The 5,039-nt window shown below is 66.1% G+C and carries 4 protein-coding genes; all 4 read left to right on the top strand.

Translation table 11 applies throughout. The features are described from left to right. Positions 1-110: 110 nt before the first annotated feature. Positions 111-2,309 (top strand): type I secretion system permease/ATPase, encoded by a 2,199-nt coding sequence (locus NFW30_RS04685; RefSeq protein ID WP_295350341.1) that lies wholly within the window; start codon positions 111-113, stop codon positions 2,307-2,309. Next, on the top strand, positions 2,306-3,724 hold the full coding sequence (locus tag NFW30_RS04680; protein ID WP_295350344.1) for an HlyD family type I secretion periplasmic adaptor subunit: 1,419 nt from the start codon (positions 2,306-2,308) through the stop codon (positions 3,722-3,724). Before NFW30_RS04685 ends, NFW30_RS04680 begins: the two co-directional genes overlap by 4 nt. A gap of 3 nt (positions 3,725-3,727) precedes the next feature. Further along, a complete protein-coding gene (locus NFW30_RS04675; protein WP_295350346.1) occupies positions 3,728-4,336 on the top strand; it encodes a response regulator transcription factor in 609 nt (202 codons plus the stop codon). A 102-nt stretch (positions 4,337-4,438) separates the two neighbouring features. Continuing rightward, positions 4,439-5,039 (top strand): retention module-containing protein (locus tag NFW30_RS04670; protein WP_295350349.1); only part of this gene is annotated, 601 nt, incomplete at its 3' end.

Below are 5,039 nucleotides of genomic sequence, written 5' to 3'. Positions count from 1 at the left end.
AGGCGTGCCCGGTGGATTGACGAGGAGGAAGCAGTCTTGATGGCGATCTGTCACGATTCCGCCCTGTGCGGCGAGCCGCAGTTGCCGACGCCGCGGCTGGAGCGCGTGTGATGCCCGTCACGCCCGCACCGGACCCGACAGCCAGCGGCGACCGCAGCCGGTCCGCTGCCGGTCTGCGCGAGGATCTCCTGCATCACGACCCACTTCTGGCGTGTCTTGTCGAACTGACGCGGCTCCATGGCCGACCGAGTACACGCGCAGCGTTGTCGGCCGGGCTCCCCTTGGGCGCCGAGCGACTCACCCCGTCGCTCTTCTCGCGCGCGGCTTCGCGGGCGGGAATGGCCAGCCGGATCGTGCGCCGTCCTCTCGATCGCATCGACGGCAGCCTGCTGCCGGTGATCCTGCTGCTCGAGGGCGACGAGGCCTGTGTTCTCCTCGGTTGGCAGGATGGCGGCGAGACGGCTCGCCTGCTCTTTGCCGAGACCGGCCAGGGAGAGGTCCTGCTGCCCCGCATGGTGCTGGGCGAGCGCTACCTCGGCATCACCATTTTCGCCCGGCCACGCTTCAGCTTCGATGCCCGCACGCCGGAAGTCGGCCAGGTGGCCGATCGTCATTGGTTCTGGGGGGCGTTGCTCGAACAGCGCGGCCTCTACCGCGACGTGCTCGGTGCCGCGCTGCTGGTCAATGTCTTTGCTGTGGTCATGCCGCTGTTCGTGATGAACGTCTACGATCGCGTCGTCCCCAACAACGCGACCGACACCCTGTGGATGCTGGCGCTTGGCGTGCTCCTGGTGATCGCCATGGACTACATGCTGCGCCTGCTGCGCGGCCGCTTCATAGACCTCGCCAGCGCGCGCATCGACGTCAAGCTGTCGGCGCTGATCATGGAGCGGGTCCTCGGCATGCGCCTCGAGACGAGACCGGCGTCGGTGGGCTCCTTCGCCGCCAACCTGCGTTCGTTCGAATCGGTGCGCGACTTCATCGCTTCGGCCACCGTCTCGGCGCTGATCGATCTGCCCTTCGCGCTGATTTTCCTGCTGCTGATCGTCTGGATCGCTTGGCCCCTGGTCCTGATCCCGTTGCTGGGCCTGGTCGTGGGCGTGGTGTACGCCTATCTCGTGCAGCACCGCATGCACGAGCTGGCGGAAACGACCTACCGCGCCACGGCGCAGCGCAATGCCGCCCTGATCGAGAGCCTGACGGCGCTGGAGACGATAAAGACGCAGTGTGCCGAGGGTGTCGTGCAGAACAAGTGGGAGCGGACGACGGCGTTCCTCGCGCGCAGCGGGGTGCAACTGCGCCTGCTGTCGTCGTCGGCGAGCAACGGTGCGGCAGCGGTGACGCAAGTGGTGAGCGTCGCCCTGGTGATCGCCGGTGTCTACCTGATCCAGGAACGCCTGCTGACCATGGGCGGGCTGATCGCCATCAGTATGCTCGGCGGCCGCGCCATCGCGCCGCTGGCGCAGGCAGTCGGACTGCTGATGCAGTACCAGAATGCGCGCATGGCCCTGTCCTCACTGGACCAGATGATGGCACAGCCGATCGAGCGCCCGGACGCGATGGCCTTTGTCCATCGACCGGAACTCAGTGGCGAGATCGAGTTCCGCGACGTCTCGTTCAGCTATCCGGAGCAGGGCGAAGCGGCGTTGCGCAACGTCTCGCTGCGCATCCTGCCGGGCGAGCGCGTCGTCATCATTGGCCGCACCGGCTCCGGCAAGAGCACGCTGCAGAAGCTGATGCTCGGTCTCTACCAGCCGGGCAGCGGCGTCGTGCGCATCGACGGCATCGACCTGCGTCAGCTCGACCCGGCCGACCTGCGGCGCAATATCGGCTGCGTTGGCCAGGATGCGACCCTCTTCTACGGTACCCTGCGCGAAAACATCGCCATCGGCGCACCCTACGCCGACGATGAGGCGATCGTTGCCGCCGCCGAGGTCGCCGGCCTGGCGCCGTTCGTCAATCGCCATCCGAAGGGCTTCGACATGCTCATCGGCGAACGCGGCGAATCGCTCTCGGGAGGTCAGCGGCAGGAGGTGGCGATCGCCCGCGCGGTCCTGCTGGATCCGCCGATCCTGTTGTTCGATGAACCGACCAGCGCGATGGATTTCTCGACCGAACAGGCTTTCAAGGACCGCCTGATGCGCTTCGCGGCGTACAAGACGGTGGTCCTCGTCACCCACCGGACGAGCCTGATCGACCTTGCGACGAGAATCATCGTCGTTGATGAGGGCCGCATCGTCGCCGACGGACCGCGGGCAGAGGTCGTCGCCGCCCTGCAGTCCGGGCGGGTCGGACGGGCAACCCCATGAGGCAGCCGGCGATCGTCCTCCTGCGTCGTCTCCTCGGTGGACTCGAGTGGCTGCGGGCGCGCCTGCAGCCGGCCTTCGACTCCTGGGTGAATCGTGCGATCAACGTCGAGAAGGAGCGCGAACAACATGGTTTTGCGGCCGACAGCGATTACGCCATCCTGCAGCAGGAACCTCTGCGGGCGCGCGTTCTGCTGAAGTCGATCGCAATCGCTTTCGCGGTTTTCGTCATGTGGGCAGCGGTGACGCAGGTGGACGAGGTGACGCGTGGTGAGGGCAAGGTCATCCCGTCGCGCCAGTTGCAGGTGCTGCAGAGTCTCGACGGCGGCGTCGTGGACGAGATCCTGGTCCACGAAGGGGATATCGTTGAGCCGGACCAGGTCCTGCTGCGCATCGACCAGACGCGCTTCGTCTCGTCGGTGCGGGAGAGCCGCGTGCAGTACACAGCGCTGGTGGCAAAGGCCGCCCGCTTGCGGGCCCTCGCCGAAGGTGGAGCGTTTACGGTTCCGAACGAGGTGCTGCAGGAGGATGCGAAGACTGCCGAAGAGGAGCGACGCTTGTTCGAGTCCCGGCGCAGCGAACTCGAGACGACGATCTCGATTGCTCGCCAGCAGCTCGCGCAGCGCCAGCAGGAACTGGTCGAGGTGCGCGCCAGGCACGAACAGGCGACCAGGGCTCATGAACTGGCGGCACGCGAACTCGCGGTGACGAAACCCCTGATCGGCTCGGGTGCCGTATCGGAAGTCGAACTGCTGCGCCTCGAGCGCGACGTCGCGCGCTTCCGTGGCGAGCGTGAAATGGCTGCGGCGCAGATCGGTCGCCTGCAGTCGGCGATCAACGAAGCCAACCGCAAGATCGAGGAAGTCACCCTGGCCTTTCGCAACGAGGCCGGCAAGGAACTGGGGGAGACGATGGCCCGTCTGAAGAGCCTCGCCGAAGGAGGGGTCGGCCTCTCCGACAAGGTCAGCCGATCGGTCCTGCGTTCTCCGGTCAAGGGGACGGTCAAGCGTCTGTTGGTCAACACGGTCGGTGGTGTCGTCCAGCCGGGGAAAGACATCGTCGAAATCGTCCCGCTGGAGGATAACCTCCTTCTCGAAGCGCGTGTCCATCCGCGTGACATCGCCTTCCTGCATCCCGGTCAGAAGGCCGTCGTCAAGTTCACGGCCTACGATTTCGCCATCTACGGCGGTCTCGAAGGCAAGCTGGAGCACATCGGCGCCGACACAGTGATCGACGACAAGGGCAATGCGTTCTACGTCGTCCGCGTACGCACGCACCAACCGACCCTCGGCAACAATCTGCCGGTCATTCCCGGCATGGTGGCCGAGGTGGATATCGTCACCGGCGAGAAGAGCGTCCTCTCGTACCTCCTGAAACCGGTTCTTCGTGCCCGGGCGCGTGCCTTCTCGGAACGTTGACCAATGCGCCAGGTCTTTCTCTCGGCCGACGCGCGCCAGCGGGATTCCTGGCGGGAAGCGTTTCCGGACCTGATGGTGGGGTCCCTCGATACCGTGCCCGCGGATGCTGCGATCATCTGGGTGCTGCTGCCAGCCGGGTGCGACGTTGCCGAGCTGGTCGCGAAAATGCTTCGTTCTCTGGCCGGGCGCCCGTTCGTCATCCTGGCAGACGAACCGGACGAGGAGTCGGCGTTGGCTGCCCTCAATGCCGGCGCGGCCGGCTTCTGCAATGGCCACGCTGCGCCGGTGGTCCTGCGGCAGGTGGCGGCCGTCGTCGGCAGCGGTGGCATCTGGATCGGGCAGGGATTGATGAAGCGTCTGCTGGCGGCAACTGCCAGGCTGCTCGGTGAGCGCGATAGCGCCCGCGCTGCCTGGCGCAGCAAGCTCACTCCGCGCGAGCAGGAGGTGGCCCTGGCGCTCGCCAGAGGCTCCAGCAACAAGGAGATCGCCCGCCAGTTCGGCATCAGCGAGCGTACCGTCAAGTTCCACGTCAGTGCCCTGTTCGACAAGCTGGCGGTGCGCGATCGGCTGCAGCTCTCGCTGCTCGTCAATGGTGTGGACCTCGGCGGCTGAACCTGAACCGCGCCGTGCCGGTACCCGTACTTCGGTACAGTAGGCGGGCGTCGTGCACGGGCCTATCGTGCGCATTCCCAAACTTGGTCGCGAGAGTTCGTCATGGCTGATCTGATTCCGGTGGCACGCGTTTCAGCAATTCAGGGCAAGGCATACATCAAGCAGCCGGACGGCAGTCTGCGGCCGTTGCAGGTCGGTGACATGATCTTCGAAGGCGACATCATCGTCGCCGGCAGCGCCAGCCGTGTCGAGTTGAGTACCCCGGATGGCCGTGCCGTGCTACTGCGGGCCAACGAGACGCTGACCATGGATGGCGAGGTCAGCGCGGCAATTCCGCCAGGCCGGACGGAGGCTGCCCTGACATCCGGCGTGGCCGAAGTCAGTAAGGTGATCCAGGCGATAACCAGCGGGGCGAGCCTTGACGATCTGTTGGACGAGACGGCTGCCGGGACGGGCACGCCGGGAGCAGACGGCGGACCAAGTTTTGTCCGACTGTTGCGGATTGCCGAGAACGTGGACCCGCTTGTCTTCGAGTTCGGCACTGCGCGAGGCCGCGTCATCGAGGAAGCGGCTGGTGGTGCAGCCAGTGCCGGGGAGGATCTCCTGGCGTTGGTTGAGACCAGCCGCGCGGTGAGCGGCACGGTGACCCTCGACACCACCGCGCCGACGATCAGCATCGCCGTCGTCGCCGGCGACGACGTGA

Origin of the sequence: Accumulibacter sp. (genome assembly GCF_023806635.1) — a bacterium.
Classification (GTDB): domain Bacteria; phylum Pseudomonadota; class Gammaproteobacteria; order Burkholderiales; family Rhodocyclaceae; genus Accumulibacter.
Note: the sequence above shows the minus strand (reverse complement) of the source record. Positions and strands in the feature narration are given on the sequence as shown.